The 23,125-nt window shown below is 46.6% G+C and carries 22 protein-coding genes and 1 riboswitch; of the genes, 6 read left to right on the forward strand and 16 right to left on the reverse strand.

Annotation, left to right across the window (positions count from 1 at the left end; all coding sequences use genetic code 11):
- Positions 1 to 216: 216 nt before the first annotated feature.
- A complete protein-coding gene (locus BSK21_RS01490; RefSeq protein WP_067550410.1) occupies positions 217 to 1,143 on the reverse strand; it encodes a DNA-primase RepB domain-containing protein in 927 nt (308 codons plus the stop codon).
- Positions 1,144 to 1,265: 122 nt separating this feature from the next.
- Here BSK21_RS01490 and BSK21_RS01495 point away from each other — a divergent pair, with 122 nt between their 5' ends.
- On the forward strand, positions 1,266 to 2,132 hold the full coding sequence (locus BSK21_RS01495) for a hypothetical protein (RefSeq protein WP_067550408.1): 867 nt from the start codon (positions 1,266 to 1,268) through the stop codon (positions 2,130 to 2,132).
- A 26-nt stretch (positions 2,133 to 2,158) separates the two neighbouring features.
- Here BSK21_RS01495 and BSK21_RS01500 read toward each other — a convergent pair whose 3' ends face one another.
- Both BSK21_RS01500 and mobC read right to left on the reverse strand, forming a co-directional pair.
- Entirely contained in the window at positions 2,159 to 3,439 is a 1,281-nt protein-coding gene (locus BSK21_RS01500) for a hypothetical protein (protein WP_067550406.1), read from the reverse strand.
- A complete protein-coding gene (mobC, locus tag BSK21_RS01505; RefSeq protein WP_156529584.1) occupies positions 3,436 to 3,771 on the reverse strand; it encodes a plasmid mobilization relaxosome protein MobC in 336 nt (111 codons plus the stop codon). Before mobC ends, BSK21_RS01500 begins: the two co-directional genes overlap by 4 nt.
- Positions 3,772 to 3,996: 225 nt before the next feature.
- Here mobC and BSK21_RS01510 point away from each other — a divergent pair, with 225 nt between their 5' ends.
- Positions 3,997 to 4,716, forward strand: coding sequence for a hypothetical protein (locus tag BSK21_RS01510; protein ID WP_067550402.1), 720 nt, complete (start codon positions 3,997 to 3,999; stop codon positions 4,714 to 4,716).
- 24 nt (positions 4,717 to 4,740) lie between these two features.
- Here the strand turns inward: BSK21_RS01510 and BSK21_RS15810 are convergent, their stop codons facing one another.
- A complete protein-coding gene (locus tag BSK21_RS15810) occupies positions 4,741 to 5,124 on the reverse strand; it encodes a hypothetical protein (protein ID WP_156529583.1) in 384 nt (127 codons plus the stop codon).
- A 216-nt stretch (positions 5,125 to 5,340) separates the two neighbouring features.
- Positions 5,341 to 6,297: a hypothetical protein gene (locus BSK21_RS01520; protein ID WP_067550398.1), complete on the reverse strand. Its 957-nt coding sequence runs from the start codon at positions 6,295 to 6,297 to the stop codon at positions 5,341 to 5,343.
- Positions 6,298 to 6,660: 363 nt separating this feature from the next.
- Between BSK21_RS01520 and BSK21_RS01525 the strand changes: the two genes are divergently transcribed.
- Both BSK21_RS01525 and BSK21_RS01530 read left to right on the forward strand, forming a co-directional pair.
- Positions 6,661 to 7,635 (forward strand): tetratricopeptide repeat protein, encoded by a 975-nt coding sequence (locus BSK21_RS01525; RefSeq protein WP_074038940.1) that lies wholly within the window; start codon positions 6,661 to 6,663, stop codon positions 7,633 to 7,635.
- A 59-nt stretch (positions 7,636 to 7,694) separates the two neighbouring features.
- Positions 7,695 to 8,243, forward strand: a complete 549-nt coding sequence (locus tag BSK21_RS01530) for a hypothetical protein (protein WP_067550392.1) — start codon at positions 7,695 to 7,697, stop codon at positions 8,241 to 8,243.
- Positions 8,244 to 8,285: 42 nt separating this feature from the next.
- Here the strand turns inward: BSK21_RS01530 and BSK21_RS01535 are convergent, their stop codons facing one another.
- From BSK21_RS01535 to BSK21_RS01555, 5 genes are all read right to left on the reverse strand, one after another.
- On the reverse strand, positions 8,286 to 9,623 hold the full coding sequence (locus tag BSK21_RS01535) for a VCBS repeat-containing protein (RefSeq protein ID WP_067550390.1): 1,338 nt from the start codon (positions 9,621 to 9,623) through the stop codon (positions 8,286 to 8,288).
- A gap of 140 nt (positions 9,624 to 9,763) precedes the next feature.
- Complete coding sequence (locus BSK21_RS15815) at positions 9,764 to 10,081, reverse strand: hypothetical protein (RefSeq protein WP_067550388.1); 318 nt, start codon at positions 10,079 to 10,081, stop codon at positions 9,764 to 9,766.
- The gene (locus BSK21_RS15760; RefSeq protein ID WP_197498181.1) at positions 10,082 to 11,491 is read right to left on the reverse strand and encodes an ADP-ribosylglycohydrolase family protein; all 1,410 of its coding nucleotides are present in this window, start codon (positions 11,489 to 11,491) and stop codon (positions 10,082 to 10,084) included.
- A complete protein-coding gene (locus BSK21_RS01550) occupies positions 11,488 to 12,060 on the reverse strand; it encodes a hypothetical protein (protein ID WP_067550386.1) in 573 nt (190 codons plus the stop codon). The genes BSK21_RS15760 and BSK21_RS01550 overlap by 4 nt, the downstream gene beginning before the upstream one ends.
- Positions 12,057 to 13,085 carry a hypothetical protein gene (locus BSK21_RS01555; RefSeq protein WP_067550384.1) on the reverse strand — a complete coding sequence of 343 codons (1,029 nt, stop codon included), beginning with the start codon at positions 13,083 to 13,085 and terminating at the stop codon, positions 12,057 to 12,059. The genes BSK21_RS01550 and BSK21_RS01555 overlap by 4 nt, the downstream gene beginning before the upstream one ends.
- 218 nt (positions 13,086 to 13,303) lie before the next feature.
- A riboswitch (SAM-I-IV-variant riboswitch) is annotated at positions 13,304 to 13,404 on the forward strand.
- A gap of 61 nt (positions 13,405 to 13,465) precedes the next feature.
- On the opposite strand from BSK21_RS01555, the gene BSK21_RS01560 reads away from it, so the two are divergent.
- Both BSK21_RS01560 and BSK21_RS01565 read left to right on the forward strand, forming a co-directional pair.
- On the forward strand, positions 13,466 to 14,074 hold the full coding sequence (locus BSK21_RS01560) for a hypothetical protein (RefSeq protein ID WP_156529580.1): 609 nt from the start codon (positions 13,466 to 13,468) through the stop codon (positions 14,072 to 14,074).
- Between the two features lie 87 nt (positions 14,075 to 14,161).
- Complete coding sequence (locus BSK21_RS01565; protein ID WP_067550380.1) at positions 14,162 to 14,527, forward strand: hypothetical protein; 366 nt, start codon at positions 14,162 to 14,164, stop codon at positions 14,525 to 14,527.
- Here BSK21_RS01565 and BSK21_RS01570 read toward each other — a convergent pair.
- The 6 genes from BSK21_RS01570 to BSK21_RS01595 all read right to left on the reverse strand — a co-directional run bounded on the left by BSK21_RS01570 (position 14,524) and on the right by BSK21_RS01595 (position 23,007).
- Positions 14,524 to 15,000 carry a hypothetical protein gene (locus BSK21_RS01570; protein WP_067550378.1) on the reverse strand — a complete coding sequence of 159 codons (477 nt, stop codon included), beginning with the start codon at positions 14,998 to 15,000 and terminating at the stop codon, positions 14,524 to 14,526. The two genes, BSK21_RS01565 and BSK21_RS01570, sit on opposite strands and share 4 nt — an antisense overlap.
- A gap of 61 nt (positions 15,001 to 15,061) precedes the next feature.
- A complete protein-coding gene (locus BSK21_RS01575; protein ID WP_067550376.1) occupies positions 15,062 to 15,628 on the reverse strand; it encodes a hypothetical protein in 567 nt (188 codons plus the stop codon).
- A gap of 57 nt (positions 15,629 to 15,685) precedes the next feature.
- Positions 15,686 to 16,570, reverse strand: a complete 885-nt coding sequence (locus BSK21_RS01580) for a hypothetical protein (RefSeq protein ID WP_067550374.1) — start codon at positions 16,568 to 16,570, stop codon at positions 15,686 to 15,688.
- Between the two features lie 211 nt (positions 16,571 to 16,781).
- Entirely contained in the window at positions 16,782 to 17,297 is a 516-nt protein-coding gene (locus BSK21_RS01585) for a hypothetical protein (RefSeq protein ID WP_067550372.1), read from the reverse strand.
- Positions 17,294 to 17,551 (reverse strand): hypothetical protein, encoded by a 258-nt coding sequence (locus BSK21_RS01590; RefSeq protein ID WP_067550370.1) that lies wholly within the window; start codon positions 17,549 to 17,551, stop codon positions 17,294 to 17,296. Before BSK21_RS01590 ends, BSK21_RS01585 begins: the two co-directional genes overlap by 4 nt.
- Before the next feature lie 17 nt (positions 17,552 to 17,568).
- Positions 17,569 to 23,007: a DUF4011 domain-containing protein gene (locus BSK21_RS01595; protein ID WP_067550368.1), complete on the reverse strand. Its 5,439-nt coding sequence runs from the start codon at positions 23,005 to 23,007 to the stop codon at positions 17,569 to 17,571.
- Between the last annotated feature and the right edge of the window lie 118 nt (positions 23,008 to 23,125).

A 23,125-nucleotide genomic window follows, 5' to 3' on the forward strand; every position in this document is an offset into this window, starting at 1 on the left:
AAAATTGGGGTTTTGATACACTTCTGAAAATCCGTAATAAGATATTTACTATGAATAACATCACTCTGAAGAGTGACGGAGGTTATTCTAACACGCTCCTCCTCCCTGAGGAGGGGGGGATTGAATTGGTAATGTTTTCCCTTGGGGATACTTGCTGTGTTCAGGTTTCCGGGAAACTTGTTCTGGTGATGTTTTTAGCCTGACGGCTATCGTGGGTCATCTATAAGATTTATGGTGTTTATGGAACTCAACAAAGGCTTTCTGAGCTGTGTAGAAAGCATACTGTTCGGCTCCTTCTGTGCTTCCTTTGCGTTCCGAGATGTCTGGTGAAAACTGCATGATGCCTTGTGTGACCTGCATCACATCATATCCATGACGGAAAGCATGAAAACAGAAGTGCCAGTCGATTTCAGACTGACTTGTTCTTCCCGAACTCTGCACGGTCGAATAAATCGAAACCAAGTCTAAGTTGGAAGTTCTCGAACATTTCTCGAAGTTTAGATTTCGAACTCGAACATTCTCGAACTGTGTCGATTTCTGGTAGTTCGAGATTTCGGTGATGTTGAGTGTTACAGGGTTCTCGTAAGCATGAACAAGCTTTGCGTAAATCTTCTGATGTGCATATGAAGACTTAACATTGCGGTAGCCTGCCAAGCGTCCATTTTGCGTTGCTCCGTGTGCTCCAGAATCCAGCCCATATTTGCTGGAAAGATATCTCTGTGCGTTCAGAATATCGGATGCAGATAATCTATCAGCATCAAGTTGAACCCAGCCCTGCATGTTGCCTGGTGAGCTTTCAAGGAGGATAGCTGGCAAACAGTTATCTGCTGTCATCTGCTGCAATGTTTGCTGTGAGATGTCATCTACAAACACCAACGGGGAATAGCTACCATCTTTTTGTGGGGCTGGAGCAATGAAGACATTGAAACCTTCCATGTTACGTGCCCACCAAAATCCTAAGTGCTTTTCGACCTCATCCAGCGATAAAACTTTAGGCGGCATAGTCTTCGTGGACTTGGGTTCCCGCTTTGCATCTGCGGGTATGGCACCAAAGACCAACTGAGTCTTAAAGTGACTTACGCCAACTTCTTGCATTACTTTTAACTGCTTAAGCGCCTTTTCTTTATAAGTTTCTTTATTCATATGCCTGCTTTCCTTGTGGAAAACCATATAGCAAATATTTTTATACATTTAAAGAATTATTTATTGACATTTTAAAAGTATTTAATTATTAGGTTGATTTATAGATATGGAGAATATTTTAAATGACAAAAAGTAGCTATGAAGAACTTAAAGAAGCTGGGCGCATTGTGAAGAAATCCTACCGGCGGTGGAAGAATAAGCTCACCGTCAATGAACAGGCAGGCTATGATCTGTTCCTAAAACTCATTTTTACGGTTGCGGATTCAGAACGGTTTTTGATTGGAGCCAAGGCGTTAGAGGGTCAAATGCTTGAGACTTGGCAGAACCCAACTGACCCAGTGTTTGAAAGAAACCTCCAAGAGCTCGACTTTGATGCCTGTGCGGCATTTAGTGCTCAGGTCATTGAGCAGCCTTATTTTGAAATGTTCATGCACTTCGTGCCTAACATCGGAAGCTGTCCGGAAGTTCGAGTTTATGCACTGGACAGGGCTATTTTGACGAAGTCTATGACCTGTTTGGCATTCAAAAAATTCATGAGTGATTTTCAGCTCAACTACAGTGTTCTTAAGTCACGGGACAACAAAATCACTCTGACTTACTACGATATTGAAGAATCTGAACAGGAAGACCGGTTAGACTTTTTGGTGGATGCAGCGGCGGTAGTGTCTTCTATTATTCTGGAGAAACCGGACGCCAAGGAAGCGCAGCGGCGTGCACGGATTTCAGACTGTGACTATGTAAAAGGGCCGAACGGTCGCTACGAAGCGCAAAACTATTACACATACATCTGTGATCAGGCGGATGCTCAAAACTATCGCAATTCAGTACGTGAAAAGCGCCGAGCTTATGGTTTCACTGGGACGGGTGGCACCAAAGCATTTCACTATCGGCAAGCGCACTGGCGATACTATCGAGAGCTTGGCAAAGAAGTATTCGTAAGAGGCTTCTACGCAGGGCGAAAGAAGCCGGAAGTGAACGTTGTGAGATGATAAAGGCGGGCAATGCCCGCCTTTCCTTATGTTTGGTGGATCCCCAGATATCGGTTCTGTTCTGCCAAAATTCTAAACAGTTCAGGGTGGTCTAGCGGTGGGATGGCAAACACGAGGTTCACCGTATCCCTGTAGCCCTGAACAACCCTATCAAAATTCACGTCGACTTGGTGTTCGTGAACTTTTCGAGCTTGTCTGAGAATTCTCGCATTGCTGTGGCGAGATGGAACACTGACTCTTTCGTCTTGAAGCTGTCGTCTGTGATAGCTTGCAGCAACTCTTGATACTTGACCATATGATTGACGATTTCTCTGTGTGTATCCACGTGAGAAGTCTCCAGCTCTGCTATCGCCTCCACGAGCTTGTTGAACGGATGCTCTTCTGGTGGCGTGTCGTCCGGACTGTTCAAGTCTATCAGATTGTCTAAAATTCTGCTCAGCATCTCGCTGACCATTATCTTGAACTCTGCATCGTTCAGTTCTGTGTTTCGTGATATGTTTGTTGATGTATTCATGATTTAAATCCTTATTTTTGAATATTTTTCTAAGGTCAGCAATAATCTGGCCTTCTTTTTCGATGATGAGCACCTTGCGTGTGTCGCCTAATCGGACAGTGACTTCGTGCTCTTCCTCGATGTTTGCTAGCGCTTCTGCCAGCTGCTCAGGGTCTGAAATATCTCGTATTTGGTAGTAGATCCCCGGCAGGTCTACTTTCATGCGCTCTGCTCTTCTGAGCTGCTTGCTGCTGAATGCAGCTAAAGCTGGTGACCCATTAGTGAGGTCACGCAAGGCATCTGCTTCTGCAAGATAGCCGTTTTCTTCGAGATGCTTCACAACTGCTTTGTTGTGCTTACCTTTCGTCAGCGGATGCCCAAATTCGAGCTCACAAAGACGGGCGATTTTCTCGTTCTTGAGATACATCATCTGCTGATTGAGCTGATGACCTGCAGTGGTGCTCTCGTTGATAACCAGATGATAATGAGGCGCATCATGCAGCCCATCGTGGCGACGCTTATTATGCTGTATCAGTAAGTGATCATCACCGATGCCGCCCTGTGGATCCAACTCATCAAAAATCAGCGCAAGAACGAAATTTAGCTGTTCATCTGTGAGTGCGAACTGAGGGCTGATGACAATGTGTCTGTTGCCGTATTTGCGGTTATTCATGCGTGCGATGATGTCCCCATCCCTGGGGGCGCTGTCATTCCCGTGTAGGATGGTAACGAGATCATTGTCTGCCTCATTGGTGATGTGCGTCAACAAGCTGGCAGAACCGCCAACCTGCACTCTAGTTTGTTTCAGGATCACAGCTTCACAGCCTTTGCTATGTAGTCACGAACAGCTTGGATGTTCTGCTGAATCCGCTGAAAATCTTTCTCAGGCAGGTGCGCTGTCATCGGGCTCAAATTATATGCTCGTGCGATCTGATTGACGTTTGAGCCAATTTTGCCGAGCTCTCCCAACATGGCAGCCAGTGCTTTTCTGTCAGGGAACTTGTGTGCTGCTTCGGGCCCAATCATAGTAAAGCGAGCATAGTCAGTGAATGACAACCCGTGTTCATCTTTTCGCTGACGGATTTCTTCATATTCTTCTTCCGTGACCCGAATTTTTATATCTCTAAGCTTTTTCTTTTCTTCCATAATTTTCTCCAATTTATTTTTAAAAAGGGGTTTGCGGGATTTCCCCAACAAGTTTCATTCAGACAAAACCAAATGGTTGCAGTCGTGAAATGAACGGCTTGCTTAAATACTGCCAACTTTGGGGTGGTCGTATTTTGCCTTTCTGAGACCTTTAACTTTTTTGAAATCTACCCCCACTAAATCACTTTGTAACCGTTGGTTAAAATTAAGTTAAAGGATAAAAATATGGAGACAAAAGTAATGACAAACATGCTGCATGCCCTTGGAGGATACGACCCTGAACAGCTAGATAAAGAATTCTTCAATAAAGAAGTCCCCGAAAGAAATTGCTGGGATGATGACGAGGAGGATGAAGAACTTTTCGATCTCCCCAGCTTTGCGAAACGAGGTCGTAAATCGCAGTCAGATGATGACATTGAAATTTTGGTTTTACGACCAGGGCGTAATCAGGCGGAAAACAGCATGGACGTAAATGCACAAGATACGACCCTTGAAGTAGAGGACACTTTACGACCATCAGAGAAAAATAACTCATCCGAAAAGGATGACGTGGATGCTGTAGATCAGTTTCTGAAGAGTCTGACAGACGATGACGATGCTGGGTTTGAATTCGATGAAGACGACGAGGAAGAAGATCCTCTGATGTTTCGGTTATCTGGTATCGATGATGATGATTATTTCGCTGATGGCCCCTTCAAAGGGAACAGAACACTTGAGCTGATAGATCTCTTAGTTCGTATTGCTCTGTCATATGCGTCCAAGCATGGGCCTGTAGACCAAGAAGACTTCAAGAGACTTTATTATCGTATCGACTTTTTGAAGTTCAGCATGTTCAATGAAGTCACGCCGGATGACTTGTTGGGGTTCAAGTTCTTATCAGGGCTGATTTCTTACGACGAATATGATGAGCGGTTGAAGGATTGGGAACGCCTTCATAGAGAATGATACCAAATTTAAGCTTATACCATCTCAACTGCGCCCCAATGACCACACTTCTATTCTTTTTATTTCTTGTTCACAGTGCATCATTCTTGATTTTATAAAGCTTATCCTGTCTTGTGATAGTGAGTATTGTTTTATGAGCTTTTCATATTCTGCTCTGAGGTCTTCAACATATTCGTTAATCTCATCATCTGGCGCTACCTCAAGGTCAATGTTTTTTATCTGCATGTAAGAGATTATACTTTCTAGAAATTCTTGCTCACGGTTCATTTTTTCTAAGTCACAGTGTGGTGCTTCAGAAGCTTCTCCTTGTTTTAGCTGTGCTAGATGCGCAAGGCGATTGTTCGCATATTTTATTATGTGCAATGAGCTAAATTCTCGATCAAAGCAGCTACAACTTTCATTATTCACTTAAATTCTCCATATTAGATAAATCTATCTATATCAGAAAGTCTGCCATGATTTGGTAAATCTAGAGTTAAAATTTTCATTCGCTTTTACATCGATACTAACTGTTGTAATGTGAAATTTTAAAAATGAAAAAGGATGTGATTCTTTAGCTTTAGGGAGAATTCGTATTATCTTTCACAATATTAGACGAAGTTTAGTGTGTGTGATCAAAAGTACTTAAGTTACATCCCAATCGATTTTGCGGGGATTGAATGGCTCTTCAGCTGCTTTGTCCAGCTGTTTAAGGATGTAGCTGACAGGGGCGTCACTAAGAGGGGTCACAGGTCGTGACGGCTTCTCGTAGGGGTCATAATAGTGCTTGACCCGTTTCTTCTTGGGTTGGCTCCCTTTGGTCTTGCCCTCAGCAAGTACGCCGTCTTTTGGCTTCTTTTGTTTTTTTGCTTTCTTCTTGAGTGGTTTTGATTTCTCTCTCGCAGGTGGTACGCTCTTGGAATGTGTTGCGAGATAACGGGCTTTGAAGAATGTCCTGTAGTCAGGCTGGTTTTGTAGCCACTGTAGAGGGCTTCCTGCTGCCTTAATCTCATTGAGTAGTCGGCTATCGAGTATCGGAATTGTAATATTGCCGTTCCGAGCAATCATCTGATCAACGAGTGACCTCATTAGGTTGAAGCGCTTAGCCTCGTAAACGTCATCTTCTGTGAGTTCGTGTTTTTTTGGTTTCACGACTACAGCTGGTGGTTCTTTTTTCGTCGAGGTTCTTTCAGAGAACCCCATTGCTTCAGCTGACCTGCGGCGCTCTTTGCGCTTTAGTTTTTTGAGTTTTTGAGCCGTTAAGGCCTCATATTCAACTTGGTTTTCTGCCCAAGCAATCGGTCCCTTGGCTGTTGTGATAGCGTCTGCAAGTTGTTTGGAGAGGTTGCGAGGTATCTTAATGTGAACTCGTCCAGCCAACATTTGGTCGATAATAAGGTTCAGAAAGTTTTTTCGAGCAATCTCGTTAATGTCGGGAGATCTTTTAATTCGTCTACTTTTCTGCTGGGTTGGAGGTGTTGCGGGTTTCTCAGTTAGTTTGGCTTTTTTGCTACGGGTATGCTCAGCACTGTTGTCAGCAGGGTCGTAGGAAGGAAACCTCCCACCCTGGATTACTGTACTGCCACCGTAGAAATTACCCATCGTAGCTCTTTTACATTGAATGTGCTCTGCATGTTGAATGTCATAGACCTCGACGATCTATCTTCTCATACTGAGAGCCAGGAAAAGGTTGTGAAGACCTTGAGTCAAGAGAATATTCTGCTACTCGGCCTGATGGATGTGAGTGATTTCAAATGCGTATTTTGCAATTTCTGTCGCAAGCGACCTTGCTACTTTTGATTGTTGTTTTTGTCGCCTTTGGGGTCTTTGATCTCTTATTTTCAGATGAGTGCGATAGTGAAATGGGCTATCGAGAGGCTGGGGTTTGCATCTATGAATAGGCCTCTTTCAGAAGCGTTACGGGCTGTGTTAACAACAGCTTTCCTTATTTTGGGAGGTCCATCGATGGCACAGGAGACCACTTTAGATGCTTATCAAGCACTGCGTGCCGGTGATGTGGATAGAGCAACCTCGATATTACTCGTGCGAGTGGCTCAGAATGACCCGCAAGCGATGATGCTGCTGTCTGATATGTATATGTTTGGACAAGGGGTCGAGAGGGATATCAATCAAGCTGTGACACTCATCCAAGATAGCGCCAAGCTAGGTTACATCCCCGCTCAACATTCGATGGCATGGTTCTTTATTAAGGGTCAATTTTTTGATCAAAACTTGGAGCGGGGTCTCGAAATCCTGACTTATACTGCCGATGCAGGATATCCGCCGGCACAACATGATGTCGGGATGATGTATGCCTTTGGCGATTATTTTCCTGAAGATATATCACGTGGATTGGAATACCTGGAGAAAGCCGCCGAACAAGGTGTTTCAAATGCTTTGCTAACCTTAGCTGTGTTATATTCACAGGACTCCCGTGTTGGATCCGACGGCAACAAAGCACTGTTGTATAATCGAAGAGCCGCTGAAGGTGGTAATCCACGAGGATATTTCAATATCGGTGTAATGTACGACAAAGCTCAATCTGTTCCTATGGATTTAGGCGCTGCGGCCTACTGGTATGAAAAAGCTGCTGAGCTGGGCGTATTAGAAGCTGCGGTCAATTTAGGAGCGCTTTACTTCAATGGGCGAGGAGTGCCTCGTGACTTGGAAAAAACAAAGCACTGGTATCAGTTTGCCGCTGAGCGTGGAGATCCCATGGCGCTGAGTAATCTTGGACAAATGCACGCAAATGGTGACGGGTTTGAGAAAAACCTGAACGTTGCTCTGAAGCTCTACTTTCTTTCGCAAGCATCTGGTGGAACGGGTGTTGAAGGTGCAATTGAGAACCTTGTCGCTTCGCTACCTGCAGAAGCTGTGGAAAGAGCAAGAGAACAGGCGACTGAATGCCTAGAACGAAATTATCAGGGTTGCTTGAACTAGATTGGGGTGAGCGATTAACGCTATAATCTTCAAAATTAATAATCAAAAAGAAGAAATTAATGCCTGATTATTTTATATTTATAATAATTTTTCTCATTCTCGGGGTCATTGGCTTCCTGAACTTTCGGAGTAATGTATTAGCCGAGGAAGTTCGCAAAAAGCACATCATTGAAGAGCTGCCTCTGACGAAGCAGGACGTGAGTAGGCTTTTTTCAAAAAAGCAGTCGTCTCGATCTAAGTATAGAAACTCCTACCATCATCGGGGTGGAGGGATCGATTTTGCCAGTTTTGATGAGGTTTCTCCTCTAAAAATAATGGGCTACACTGTAGGCGCAAAAGGTCTCGGATTAGATGAGCGCACAAAGGTTTTAAACTATGCGCTCTTCGGTGACTTCCAGAGATACATGCCCGCAGGTATTCAATATGATTATCGATGGGGTGAGCCAGGGAGCCGCAAAAGATTTGGTGCGGTATTCAACCACATTCGTCGAGTGAAGGATCTTCGGAACAATCGATCAGGGATGGAGTTGGCTCGTCGGGATTGGAATGCAGACCTTCACTATATTCGGACACAGCAAGGTCTCATTTATCGGTTCCGTCTCTATTAATCAAAAAACGGAACCGAACCTGCTGCAGAAACTTCAGAGATGTCAGCGAATAAACGCCCCCGATGAAATCCGCTTAACTTGGTTGCCGGGTGCTCCGTAAGGTAGGTGTGAGAAGGTAAAGCCTCCTTCGTTTCTCAAGATAGCTCCTGCAACTTTATTCCCAGAGTTTCCTGTTTCATTGGCGATCAGCAGGATATCTAAGTCTGCATCGTTATCTTGGTCCAGAAAACGGATTGCTTGAACGAAGTTATTCCATTCATTGCCTTCTGAAACTGGACGATACCCTTCGGGGCCATCAAATAGCACAAAGAGCTGAGACCCAAATTGCCCATTACCAAGGTTTTCTTTGATCTCGATAGCCGTGCCAACATAGAGTTCACGGGACCTTGAGAGGACAATGTCCTGGTCTCCATCACCATCAAGGTCTGCTACCGAAAGCTCAGGCACTGTTCCCCATTCTGGGATTTCTGCGAGACGTTTCGTGCGTCCAAAGCTTCCTCGGCCGTTATTATAACTTATACCAGTTGCGGAGTTCGGTCCTCCCTCGAATTCATGTGCTGCGTGCACGATATCGAGCGCCCCATCGCCATTCATATCCGCAAGTTCAATAGCAAAGGCAAAGATATTCCCACAGCTGCGCTTCGTCATGTGCCCTGAACCTTGGTTCATCCAGCATGTGAGAGATCCGTCGAGGTTGGTATTCACGATGTCAATATCACCATCATTGTCGATATCGCCTGCCGTGCTTCCGTGGTCAAAGATGACATAATTGTCTTGGCTGAGGTGAGTGTTAGAACTCTCGACCCAGCTACCGTTGGGGTGGCTTAAAAAATAGCTATCTCTGAATCCGTTATGGGTTCCGACGCCATGGTCAGCGATAAAAAAGTCGTCTCGGCCGTCTTCATTAAAGTCGGCAACAAGAACTTGCCGTGCGGATGAGTGTCCTGAGGTGGGCCTATTATCTACAAGGAGGTTGCTGGCATCTCGTAAGGATCCATCTGCTCGCCCCAAGAAGAGAATTGGCTGAGCTAGTTCACCCTGGCAGGGACCACCGCCACAGATGCCCCCGGTGTTTTCAGCGATAACCGTATACTCTGCTTTCATTGTGCCAACGTACAAGGCGTCTAAGAAACCATCGCCATTAAAGTCGCCTTGGAAGGGCGCAAGGTTCCACCAGAAATCGTTTTGAACTTTGGAGTTTTGAAAAGGCACGAGCCTAAGGTTGTGAGTTCCACCTTCTTTGGCCACAAAACTAAAGGTCGGAAGAGTTTTTACAGCAGGCGCTTGCTCGGGCGTGTTTGAGATATTTTCTATTGTTGGTGTGCAAGCGAGTAAGCTGATGGAAGAGACAGAAATAAAGGCTAAAGATCTTGGACCCATGATGAACTCCGAGGTGATTAATCTGTCCGTTTTTTTAAGTGACTCTGATGCTAGAGGGTGGTTTGTAATCCGAGTACCTCTACGAAAGTATAAAACTGAGACAGATCCCTTGGCCTTTCTATGACAAAGGACGTGGCGCATTATTTTACGGTCATGCGATAGACGGACAATCCGTTCCATGTTTCGAGCTTTTGGATCCCGCACAAATAATCCCCTCTGACAATACTGGGATCACTGTAGAGACGTGCTTGTGAGGAGACCCAAGCTCGGCAGTCATCGACAGTTTGCAAGTCTTCCAAGAAAACGTAGCGACCTAACCGGTAACGGTCAGGATAATAATAAGCGTCTACTGTTTCCCATGGAGCGGCTTCAGTTTTCCATAGGATATTTGCGATATCTTTGAGGGGGCTTCCAATCACAGCCCAAGCAATGATTGCGATGACAATGATGAACGGCATCTATTGTAATGCTCTGTTATGGCGGGGAGCATAGCTTGGACATAAGAGTTGTGAGGTTACATAGATCCTGCGTTCGTCTACTAGGCCGGTCTTCAGTGGCTCAGGAACACCAGAATAGCCAAACATCGCCCCTGCAATTTGACCCGTAACGGCACCTGTCGTGTCAGCGTCGTCTCCCAAGTTAACGGCCCGTAAGACAGCTTCTTCGAACGTTTTGCTATTCTCAATGGACCACAAAGCGGCACGCAATGTGTCCAGAACAAAACCTCCAGAGCGGATAAGGCTTTCATCAACCTGGGCCAGGTCAACGTCTATCGCTTCCCGCAAATCGTATGACCATTCTGCCTGCAGAGCCTCAGACTTTGCGCCGTGATAAGTCTGACCGTTTAAGATTTTGCAGAGGAGCGAGGCTGTAAACTTACAACATTCTTCAGCGATGGGCGACGCATGGGTGGTTTTCGACTGTTGAGCGGCAAGCGAGATCGAATTGATTTCATCATCGCATGCGATGGAAGCAGCCGGTGACAGTCTCATCAATGAGCCGTTTCCATCCGACTTCGCACCAAAGGCTTCAGCTTCTAACCTACCGTGTCTGCGGTAATCACCGAGGGTACGCAACGTATTCTGTCCGATACCAACGGCGATGCCGGTGCTTGAGTTGTGACCGAACTCGGCCCAATTGCAGAACTTGGTAAGCAGGTCGGCAGCATCAAATGCTTCAGTCTCAATGAGACTGTCGGCGAGGCAAAGTGCCATAGCGGTATCATCAGTCCACGCCCCGGCGGGAAGGTTAAATCTTCCGCCTTCTCGATAGCATGTAACTAACGGGAAAGAGCCTCGTGGCGAAAACTCAACAGGTGCACCCAGGGCATCACCAATAGCGAGGCCAATTAGTGTCCCTGCAATTTTGTCATTCCGAGACGAAATCTGATGATCCCAAAATCCTCTCGCTTTCTCCATGAGGTCGTAACTTTGGCCTGCAAGGTCACGAACCTGGCCGTGAACCCAATTAGACAATTCAAGACTGTGAAGGATCCGCAAGCTATGAAGAATGCGAGTTATTCTGAGGTGGTTATGGTTGTAGCGTGCTTTCCAAGCGTCGGTATTCTTTAGAAATGTCAGAAATCTTACCGACATTTGTTCTAAGAATTCTTGTGTTTTGAGGTCTTGTGACAGCCACACGGCACTTCCAAGGTCGAGCAGTGGCGCACTGAAATTATGGTATGATTTTTCGGGCGTTGGAAATGCCCACTGGATGAACCCGTGATGTCGTTCAAACTCGGCATCGGACATAGTCAGTAAGCCGTTGCGGTCGTAACCGTTGGCGAGCTTTGTTCTTTCGCTATGAAAATCCTTTAAGCGAGGATCAACAGGCAATGCATCAGGCTTCGAGGTCGTCATCATTGTCATGGCATATCCGGATACCATTCCTGAATGGAACCGTCTGGCGAGATAAAAGTCGAAAGGCGTTCATTCCACATGAAAAGCGAATAACAAGAATCTGACCCCGATAAACTTTGGTCAGAAGCTGTGTCGCACGATCCACCGTGTTGAGGGTATATGATGACCACTTCTTCGTCTGTGTATGTGGGGATCGTAATCGAGCGAGGCTCATGGCTCACCCACTTTCGGTATGGGATGCCATCGACGATAATAAAGAAGCCGCATCCTCCTGTTCCGCACCAAGCGTAGCCGATATTTGTGCAGCGGAACTCAGGTACCAAAACGGTTGCGAGTTTTCCGTCTGTTGTAATCGGGATTTGATATATTTTGCTCTCACCCAATGTTAACTCGCCCCGGAGTGGAGCGTTCATATCGGCGTCGATATCACGGAAATGCCCTTGCTCTGCATCACACTGCTTTTGGAATTCAGCAGTGATTGCATCAATGGCAAGTTGATCTTCTGGAGGGATTGAAGCCGCTAGAACCTGTGACGTCGCAAAAAATATTGAAAAAAGTGAGATGAAGAGATGTTTCATTGGATGGGCCTCAAGCCTGCTTGCGCAACCGTTGTTTCGCAAAGTGAGCAAAAATAACCAAAGATGATCAGTGCTCGCACGATAGGATCTGATGTTGTGCGATCTGCATCAAAATCTCCGTAATGTTCGTTGAGAGCCTTAATAATAAGTGGTCGCTCATCAACGTCACTTTTGAAGGCGGGAAACAACGAAGTATTCTCGTAAGTCGCCGTTACTTCGATAATTTTATCGTAGAACGCTTGGAAGAATGCTTTGGCTCGATCATAACACCAGTTCATGAAATCGTAGATCGGCATCGCTTCAACTCCGGGGATAGGAAGCTGGTCTTTGAAGAGGATCCAAGACTGATAATACCAGCACAGCTGCCCAAACTCGCTGGGAGTGCCATTTAGAAAGACTTGCAACGGTATCTGTGTCGCAAGGTATCCTTCGCCATAAGCGTCTGGGTTGTATGATATGAAATCTGCTGCGTGAAATATCAGCGGCAGTTTTTTCCGGATATGCGCAACACTCCAGCGACTGGCCTCCACATCATACTGGCAACGTATATTTGCGAGGCACATTCCAGACTTGAACGCTTGAACCGGTCCAAATTCGGCCGCCTCCATGACAAGTCCGAACTGTCTCATGGCCTCAGAAAACAGATATTCACTGTCCCCTAGCTTCACGATTTTCTGGTCGTCATCGTCTAATAGATGGTAGTTTTTGAAATTGAACTCTGAAAGTTCAACGCCTTCGATGTTTGATATGTTTCTCGCCGTTATGTCTGTGTCGAGACGCCATACAAGTTCATCGTAAATATTGTGAACTCTCGCAAAGTCGATTTGCTCCAATAACCCCCGATATTCATTGTTAATATCGCAGTGAGGGTAGAGGTTGAGCCGCTTAATGATGTTGTCATGTGTCTCTTCTGGTCGGCCTACCAAAGAACTCCAACCTAAGAATAGAAAAAAACCCAGTCTCGTTGGCTTATCATAGCCAAAGCGAATGAGAATTCGGTCCACTTTCTCCATGACAGGGGTCATCAGAATTCATCTCCTACACATGGTGCGATGGACGGTTGCAGACATAAGTCGATGCTAATCCTTATGCTCCAGTGTGTGCACTATAAGTGGACAAAAACAAGTCATGGATATCTAACTTGGAGGGATATGAAGATGGCTCCGAGGGCAGAGGTTCTGTGGCTGTCATAGTAGAGCAAGAGTTGGTGTTGACGGCTCTGCTAAATGTCGTAACCTAAGGGCCTTAACATCAAGAGCCGGGCGAATGCCCGCACCAACCTGCTCACTCGGCAAGGTGGTTTCCAAAATGGGATGTGGCCAATGGGCAAAAATGAGTATTACCCCAGAAGTCTGTCGGTTTTGTTTGGATCCGGATTGCCGTTTCTGCTTTCGGAGTTCTGACAATGAAACGACGTTCTTTTCTTGCTGCCCCAGTTGCTATGGCAACTATGACTGAGGCTTTCGGAGAGCCCGCTTATGACGGGTGGATTGACCCAACCCCTAAGGTAAATGTGAAACGCACTCTGCATTTAGAGCAGAGCCACAAGGGGATGGTGCTGATTAAAACGGATGCGCCTGACAAGCCTCGGCACCTCATAAAGCCAGAGGTCATTGATAGTATTTGGGGTAGGGGTGCTTATGAAATAATGCCTCAGTCGCTACACTGGAAAATGATTGATAGTGGCTGGTTTGGTGAAGAGGATTTGTGGTTTCCTTTCGAGAAAAACTCACCGGAATACGAAGTTTGGTTTGGGTATTTTCAGCCCGCATGTGAGGCACACGACCTCATATCGAACCTACTTGGGGTCAATAATTTTTGGTTCATCGATCCCAAAGATGTAGGATACGGGCTAGAGTTCATGCTGCATCCTTCCACGCCGAGGTATGCCACCGTAAAACTTGAGGGACCGCAGTGGATCTCTGGTTTTAAAGAGTTGGTAGAGAGCAAGGCAGCGCATCTGACGGTGGAGACAGAAGTGCATCCTCAGCTCCATGCTAGGGAAGATAAGTAAACTACTTATATCCGTGATGTTTGTCTAAGATCTGCTTGGGACATTAAAACAGATAGCAGATTTTAGATCTCAGAAAGCGTATTTGAAATGTGTGAACCAACGACATTTATTCAGCTCTGCACCTGCTCAGAGGTAGGTGAAAATGAAACCAATATTTGGACGTTAGAGCGTCAAATCGATCCCGATTGCGACCTCGTCGGTTTGGTCATTTGCCCAGAGCAGCCCCTCGTGATTGAGCACTATCTGAGAGAGCATCTTTTAAATGACCTCAATAGTGGCAAGGCATTTGATCAGCCGCATCAGTTTCGTGAGAAAGATGTGCTGACTATTCGCCTGCATGACTTCGAGTTTGTCTTCACCTTCTTGGATGGCAAGTTCAGTTGGGAAGACTATCCGTGGCTTGGCCCATCAGAGGTTATTCTCAGGGGCCGCTTGGAGCCTCGAAACCGCTAGGAGCGACCCTCAGAGTTGATCGCAATGAGGTCCTCAATGTAGGCTTCAACTTCTTTGGTACTCTTGAAGCTTTCCTTGTCGCACCAATAGAAATTAGGCGATTTGTAGACTTCATATCCTTTATACTGGTAGTCGAGTTCACGTGATGTGAACTCAGCCTTTGCGGCTTTTGTGTTCATATCTGTCGAGCTCTTACTGAAGAGAAGCGTGTAAGCTCCTGCCGCCATGAAAGCAGCAACAAAGTAAAGCCATGTGCCCAGACCTACCAAGGCCAGCCCACCAAACATAATGGTGGAAAATAGGTAAAACGCACCGCCAAGTTTGAGCGACCAGTTCAGTGTGTAGTAGGCAATCACAAATCCAAAGATGACCCTTACTAGAGGGGTCATGGAGAAGCTCATTGCAAAATTGAACGCATCAATGATTGGGAATGCCCAAAGTGCATAAACGAATATCTTGACGGGCAGTGACATCGAAAATCTCCTACTGCGCTAGTTGTGTTTTTGGTATCAAAAATTGGCGGTTCTATCGCCGTTACGGCAATGCTTTACCGATAAATCGTGCTTTGAAGTCTTGGGACTGGTCGGAGCAGTTATCTACAATGCCGAAAGACGCTATGAGATTATCGCCATACAGCTGATAGCTGATGATTTGCGATTGATCTCCATGCCCCGCCCATTTGCTCCAGATGATTAGGTCCCCCTCGATGTCCCATGGCCAAAGGCCTGGTGCTAGTTCATCGACATTTTCTCTGTCGATAACGAGACCACCAATGCTCGACTGTATATCGAACGAAACATAGCTATTGATCATGACGGGGAAGTCCGAACCGCAGATTTCGGGAACGAGCTCCAGATCGGGTATTATAAATACTGTGGATCTTCTGGCGGTGCCGTTACAGATTTCAATAGTTAAACGGGACTGATAGGCGAGGCCTTCATTACCGATGAGTGCTTGAACGGTCATTTCATTCTTGAAGTCATAGAGCTCGATGAAATCATGAGTGTCATCCGCCTGAGCTCCGCCGCAAGAATACGAGTAAGCCTGTGCGCTAACTGGCAATGTCGTTATAAGTAAAGCTGATAAAAATATATTACGCACAGCGTGTTTCCTGTCTGGATTACTCTGTCGCTGGAGTGGCTTCAGTAGATGAAGGCATCAACGACAGCTACTTGAATGGGATTGAATATCGGCCAGAACCCGGCTCTGGGTGTGATACAAATACTTGATAGTAGCGCCTGCGTTGATCGCATCTGTATAGGTGATGCAATTGCCCGCTTGGACATTCGAAGTCCATTCTGGGTTGAGGCCTGTGATAGAGTTGTCGTTTATCGTGAAGTCATACGTTAAAACGCCATTCTGCGCAGTAATACTGGAGAGATCTGTGACGCCATCAATTGGCCCTACGCTATCCAAAGATGCCAAGTATTGTAGTCCACCATCCAGACCGTCTCTTTTTAGGTAAAACTCGAAATAAGCCTTTCCGATATCTGTAGCGGTTTGGGTGCCAGCGAACTCATTGACCTTTTGGAGGACCGCTTGTTCGAGCCCTGGAGCAGATCCTCGACCAATTCCAAAAGCAATGAGACCTATCACGACGGCGGGTGCTCCGACTGTTAGACCTGATCCAGATGTCTGAAAGACAGTGTCTTTGGGTCCTTTGAACAGAAGAACAAAGTTAGCAAGTGGGATGAAGGCAAGAGCGGCGTATCGAGAGTGACCAAAGGCATCATTAGAGCGAGCTTTACCAAACATGACCAGGAAATATCCTGCCGCTGCCCAACTTAAGAAATCGATAAGGGCGAGGATCCAAACGTAACCTCCCGCAGTCGCTTCTAGAGAAAAAAGCCAGATCGCTTGGATCAATCCGGACCCAAATGTCACCAAAGAGATGTTCAAGAAGTAAGTTGAACGAGGGAGGCGATATTCAGTCTTGTGCACAAGTCCAGTAATCAGGGCTGCCACCAAAACAATGAGGTATGCGTAGTAACCGCTCTCCGCCCAATCCACGTAGAGCATTCCAAAATATTGAAGAGTATTCATGTGCTTAGCCTCGAACTTGAGCTGTCAAAGAGATGAAATCCAAAAAGGGATCGAACGGCGTTTTTGGAGGTGTTCTTGTAAGTATTACCCTGAGACTTTCGTTCGAGAGACGTAAAGTCGTCAACTCTTAAACTTCATGCTTATGGAACAATCGAATTACCGCTTCTGCGCCCCGATGTGGCCTCTTTCGCAGAAGCGAGTGGAGTCTATCTTAACCAATGAGCGTAAAACGCCGATACATTTTGTGGTCGATTTCAATTGTGGTGCCGTTCCATATGCCCTCAGCATCAACGGCAGGTCCGACTGAATACCAGAAACTTTGTGCTACTATATCTTCTATCAGGTCTTCTATGTAGACCCTGTCGCCTGGTTGTATGCCTAAGGGCAAAATATATGCGCCCCAACCTTCCGACGCTGGTCTGTTGCGGGCATATCCGTTCACCTCATGGATCGTTTCCCAATCGTCTTCTGGATACTCAACGACGTTTGAGTACTGAACAAACATGGTGCGGTCTGAAACAAGAGAATATACGCCGGATGTACGGTTGCGGAGCAATAGACCCCGTAATTTTAGTTCCGGGCTTTCTTTGATTTGTAGAACAGAGACCTTATGGCCTTCTTGGATAGCTTCGTTGAGCTCATGGGCCTTGTAACAGGTCTTAACAACAGGAAGCCTAGAGTTGTTATTAAGGCGACATTCTTCGCCTGGATACAGGCCATCTGTCATGTTTGAACCTCAAATATTGGGTTTAGAATGCTGATTTTTAGACATGCTTGGGGATCGCCCTTCAGTAGAGCCACAATATCATTTTCTGACATAAAATCAGTGTTATGAATGACATGATCACACAGGCTGCACTGAAAAGTTTCGTCGGACACAACTTGCATATCCACCAGTCGTGCAGCTTTTGGGCAGTCGATTTTCTTTAGCCATTCGCCATTGTCAGCGTAAATGTGACCATCTCGGATTTTGAGTGTCATGTCGCATTTCCACCTGATCAATGCTGAGCGTGCTGCATATCGATGATTTGGACACGTATTTCATCGTCTCTAATGTTGAAGGATACGATATCATCCACTTGAGCCCCTTCGAGGGCCTCTCCCAGAGGACTGTCTGTTCCCACAGATTTGTATCCGTTAACCTCAAAATTGCGGTCATTTGTGGTCTTCTGGAACCAGAACTTAGCGACAACGCCTGCTCTAGGACCATTGAGATAACGGATTGATAGTTTGGTCCCGATGCGTACACCAGGAGCTTCTGCTTGTCGTACCGGTGTGTCACGCCTGACTTCTGTTCTGACGGGCGCAGCACTGGGTTGTGGTGCTCGTGTGGGTGCAGTGGTGGTGACTGACCTGCGTTCCGTCTGTGGTGTTGGAGCAATGACCCGCTTAGGTTCAACCACGGAGGGCTGAACAATTTTGGGCATCGACTTCACCATGGTTTCTAATCGTTGCGCCAAGTAACCTTTGAGAACTTCTCTGCAGCCGAGTGGGTCACGGAACCAGTCGGTGGACCAGATACGGTAGAGATCCCATCCAAGACGGTTAAGGACTTCTTCTCTCAAGCGATCACGGTCACGGGCACTCTTTGAGCTGTGATATGTCGCCCCATCACATTCGATACCGCAGATGTATCCCAGAGGGTATTTTGGATGCTTCACACCAATGTCGATGAAGTAGGAAGAAACGCCGACTTGTGGGACAGCCTCATAACCCAGTGACTTAACCGCTTCGATGACGTGTTCCTCGAATGGGCTATCAGTGTAGCCTGCACGGTCATGATTATGGGCAACTTCACCCAACCGTTTCGTGGCGGAGAATTCGAGCCATCTTCTCAGAAGCGTTGCACCCTCATTCGTGGGAGATGGATTGAATTCGCCCAGTGGTATCGAAGAGAAGGTAACGATTTGTTCCTTGGCTCGTGAGAAGAGCACGTTCAAACGGCGCTTACCTGCGGGCCCATTGATGGGACCAAAGCGTTGGTAAAACTTACCCAAGGGGTCACGACCGTAAACGGTGCCAACAAAGATCACATCACGCTCATCCCCCTGAACGTTTTCGAGGTTCTTTACGAAGAAGCGCTCAAGGCCCTGACGTGCCGTTGCCCAGTGGTCGAGGTATTTTGCGACTGCCTTGTTCGAGTCCGCTTCCCTCAAAACCAGGGCTTCAAGCTGTTCCATCTGGCTTTGGTTCATAACAGCAACGCCCAATGAACGGTTTGGAGTGTCCGTCATAAATTGAACAATTGCGTCCAGCATCACTTGAGCTTCAGCTGGGTTCACGCCTCGTTGGAATGTTCCATTTACCTCTACAAGACTAATCCCAAGACCTTTTGTGGTCGGGGTAGGCGAAGGGAAGATAACCAGCTCGTTGTCGTAGACATAGTGGTTGGAGAAGGCGATGAGATCTTCATGCTTTGAACGGTAGTGCCAAAGCAAACGGTGCTTGGGGTGAAACTGAATGTTCGCCAGTTCCAAAATCGACTCTTCGGTTGTACTCACATCCTCATCTTCTTCTTCGTCAACGGATAAGCCTTTGAAGAAGTTTGTTGGAGGAAGCTGGTTTGTGTCACCAGCGATGAAAGCATTCTTTGCACGCATCAGCGCACTAATGGAATTCTCCGGTGTCATCTGCGAGGCTTCGTCGATGATTACCAGATCAAAGTCTGTGCTCTTAGGGAGATGCTGTGCCACGGCAGATGGAACCATCATCCAGCAGGGGAAGAGTTCCATCAATGCTTTCTGAGAGCGCTTCAATATCTTGCGAGGTGGCGTTCTACGTTGCTTCTGTAGCTCATGCGCCAGCAGAGCAAGCTCAGTCCATTCTGACTTCTTGCCATAGGCGTTTCCGTAAGGCGGTTTGGCTCTTCCAATTGCGTTATTGGCAACCTCATGGCGTGAGATTTCGATAATCTTCCGATCTAGTTTTTGAATCCGAGACCGAGCTGCATTGAGTGATGTGCCATCGAATTGCATCAAGACTGAACCGAACTCATGTTGGATCTGGTCTTTGAGAGAGGCAGCTAAAGCGGCCTTTGCAATTTCTTTATAATCTTCTGAGACTTTCGCCTCTTCCATCTTGGTGACAAGATGAGCAAGACCTGCATTTTCGGCTTCTGCGAAGACCGAGCGTCGAGCGATTAGGCTATTTAAACCTGGTTGGTCAGACCGGTGTTGGTCGAGAGTGTCCAAGATTTTCGCTACGCTTATCGATGCTGCGACAACAGATTTATTCTTCGCCGCCATGAGCGTTGAGAAGCTCCTTTGGGCTGAATCTAGCGTAGGAAGGAGGTCTTTTATGACCGCCAGGGCTTGTTGCCCCTCTTCTTTAAAGATCAGATCTATAACATCGTCATGCAGTTCTGAGTAATCTTGATGAGCTTCAAGAAGTCGCTTGGCGAATGCCTCGTCTTTGAAATCAGTACCGAGTGTGTTGATGCATGTTTGTTTCTGTTCAGCCAGACGCAAAATATCGGCGCTTTGCGAAAGCAGAACGGGTAACTTGGTAGGTGAGACCTGCCCAATTCCAACCAAGAACCGTTCAGCTTCATTTAAGGCTGATAGTGACTCCTGAATTCTATTAATTCTTGCATCTATCAACGACGCTTCTGAGGCAATTTCGGACCAGCCGAGATTACCGGCCTCCAGATCCTTGATCAGCGAAATTATGGATTCCAGGTCATCGAGTGTCACGATTTGAAGTGCTGAATAGAGCGTTGTTCCAGCCCTGCTCACAACGACTTCAAGTTCGTCTAAGATAGATAATAGGGATGAGACTTCGTCTGCGGACGAGGATGCCGTGAGTTCAATGTGACCAGAGAGTTCAAGGCTCGTCCAATCCTTGATAAAGTCTTGCCCCTCGACAAGTTTGCTTAAAATCGTCGGTTTTGTGTTGGCTGTCACAAGGATGCGACTTGCGTCACGCATGGCCGCTTTAAAGTTCGACGATAAAAACGAGAATATACCGCTATTTTGAATGGTGGTTTGGAGTGCGCTCAGCTGGCTCGCTGACGGTAAGTCTTTAGTCGAAAAGATTTGTGTTCGATTGCGGATGAGTTGTTTGGCTTTACGCAGCTCACTCCGAGCGCCCTCAACCCCTACCTCTCGCAGATAGGATTTTGATTTCTGGAGCTGCTCTCGATATTGCAAGAGAGGCTCAAAGGCTAAGATTTGCTCCGTAGTAATGTGTGGAGATACTGGGGTGAGCGTGTCCGACTTGAATGACTGTAATTTCTGAAGGCTGGTTTTACGGCTAAGTAGCTCGTCTTTCTTTGATGTGACCGTGCCATGGCTGATATCTTGGATTTTATATTCTGTAATAAAATCTTTCAGAGGGACGAGCTTATCTTTGTTTTCAGCAACCTTCAGGAGCTTATCAGTTGGAAGACCAAGCTGCGTCTGCAAATCAGACAGTTTTCGATTGGTCTCGACAAGTTCGTTCAGAATTCGACCCGCTTCATCTTGGCCGAGCTCCATTGTAAGGTCGTGAGCCAGGATGAGGTCTTCGTCTTGGGCTAACTCTTCAACTTGATTTTCGATAACATTTAAAGGGTTTTTAAGGCAGTCATCGTATAGTTTTTTAGAGGCGGTGTTGAGTTTGGACACCGCCGTTTGGATTTCAATATTTGCACGTCCAGCATCTAGGAGTGCTGTGTTTACCATGTTGGTATCTAGGGTTTCAGCGAGCGCATCTGACCATGGGCTAGAGCTTGCTATTTTGCTGTTTTTCAGCCGTCCACACCAATCAGCAACCTGCGTAGCCATCGCTTCGATGTCTGATGGACCAAAGTCCTTCACAAGCCGCTCCGGATAAACTCGGATGCTTTGAAGTTCTAAAGGCAAACTCTTGATAAGTTCACTATTTGCGACAGCAACACCCAGAACCTGATGAACGGTCATACCAGTTCCGGTAACCGGCCGTGTCAGAATGTCGATGTAATCGGACAGTTTGTCCCTATCGCTTTCATACTGTGCCTTGAGATTGTCGAGGTCTCTGGATGAGGACGACGACTGCATCTCTAACCGTTCTTTCACAGCCTCATAGAATTCGTCTGTGCTGCCATGCCCACCCATCAGTGGAAGGACGAACTGATGAAGCCCAAGCGATTGCAAACGTGAGAGCACGACCTCAAGTGCTGTTACCTTCTGGGCAACGAACAGCACCTTTTTTCCAGAATAAATCGCATTTGCGATGGCGTTTACGATGGTTTGGCTCTTCCCGGAGCCAGGAGGACCTTCAAGGGCAACGTTTTCGTTATTTGCCACCTTTAGCAGCGAAATGAACTGTGACGAGTCCGCATCAAGAACGATATGCGGAACAAGGTTTTGACCCACGTGTGAGTCAACGTCCTCTTCAGAAAAGTCTGATGTGCGATGGCTGGGGTCTGAGCCCTTACCGACCATCAGCTCGGACACAATCGGAAACTCTGAAAAGTCCGCTCGCTGAGTGTCAAGGTCGTGGTAGAGTTCAATGCCTTGGAAGGGGTAGATACCGAAGGAAGCTTCTCGCAAAACGTTCCACTGCATGCTCCTCGGATTCAGTTCCTTAAATGCGTCAAATAGCTCCTCCACATCCAGGGTATCAGCGCTCAAGAGCGACTTCACACCTGACAAGTCGAGTTTGGCTTCAGTCGTTAATTTATGATCCAATGAAGGGTTTAGAATTGGATCTGAAAGTTTCGTAATAGAATAGGTTTCGCCGCCTGAAGACTTTTGCTTGGTCAGTGAAACTGGCAACAGGAGAATGGGTGATTTGAATTCATCAAGCTTCTCGGCGTTGGGAAGTGTCCATTTCAGATAACCCAGAACGATGTAGACAACATCAAGACCACGCTCTTCCTGATACATCCGAGCTTTACTCAGGATGCGAGAGAGCCTCGATTGAAATGTCTTGGGAAGCAGTAAGGTTTGAAGCTGGTTGTCATCATGGCGGTCATCACCTGCCACAGCAGATGGTAAGGGTAGGGTGCTTGAGGGGTTAATCCCGTGCGACTTGGCATGGTTGATGAGATCAGAGAACTGCTCTGACTTTGGGCGGGGTGGCATCTCCAAGGATTCACGCACACGATCCTTCAAAGCCCGGTCAGCATTTTCCTGTTTATCAAGAGCCTTCTCGTCATATTCGAAATCAATTTTCTCGATAGCCTTGATGTAGGCTTCATCGGTCGATTGAGCGTTCAAGAAGGCGTTTTTGAACTCCGTCGTATCTTCATCTGGCGGATCCATATCCACCGAAGGAAGCGGAGCCAGAACCATTTTCTGCTCTTTAACCACGATAAGATCGAAAATGCTTTGCGGCTTCTCATCAACGATGCGCAGGAAAGATGCTGACTTAGCGTTCAGCACATTATTGATGAGCGGGTTCCTTCGAGACGTATCCTGCAGTTTGCGGCGCATCGCCTCAATGCGTTCATTGATTAGGTTCGAAAACTGGTTCACTGAAATTACCTCATCCACCAAAAGTCATAATAAGCATCCACAAAAAACCGCCCCCACCTAAGATGACGGCTGCAACAGTTGTCATTGTGTTTACAATTTTCTGGGCTTTTTGATCTCG

Source organism: Marivivens sp. JLT3646 (assembly GCF_001908835.1).
GTDB classification, from domain to species: Bacteria; Pseudomonadota; Alphaproteobacteria; order Rhodobacterales; family Rhodobacteraceae; genus Marivivens; species Marivivens geojensis.